Annotated in this window: 1 protein-coding gene; it reads right to left on the bottom strand. The window is 61.0% G+C overall.

Annotation, left to right across the window (positions count from 1 at the left end; all coding sequences use genetic code 11):
* Positions 1 to 54: 54 nt before the first annotated feature.
* On the bottom strand, positions 55 to 254 hold a 200-nt coding region (locus tag H483_RS40075), incomplete at its 5' end, for an ISL3 family transposase (RefSeq protein ID WP_042329748.1).

The following is a 254-nucleotide window of genomic DNA, read 5'->3' as shown; positions in this document are numbered from 1 at the left end:
CGATTCCGAGTAGCAGATTGGCAGTGCGAGTAGCGGATTTCGGGCTCTTATGACTCATGCGTGGGCCTTTTGCCGGCCGGGGAGGGTGGGACGGTGTCCGCCGAGGTTGAGCATGGCCAGGGCGATGAGGGCCTCTGGTGAACGGAAGCCGAAGGCCATTCGGGTGATGAGGCGGATCTTGGTGTTGACCGATTCGATGAGCCCGTTGGAGAGGCCGTGTTCGATCGAGGCAAGGATCTCGGTCTTGTAGGTGC

Origin of the sequence: Dietzia sp. UCD-THP, from assembly GCF_000349585.1 — a bacterium.
Classification (GTDB): domain Bacteria; phylum Actinomycetota; class Actinomycetes; order Mycobacteriales; family Mycobacteriaceae; genus Dietzia; species Dietzia natronolimnaea_A.
This window is presented reverse-complemented; position numbering and strand designations above follow the sequence as displayed.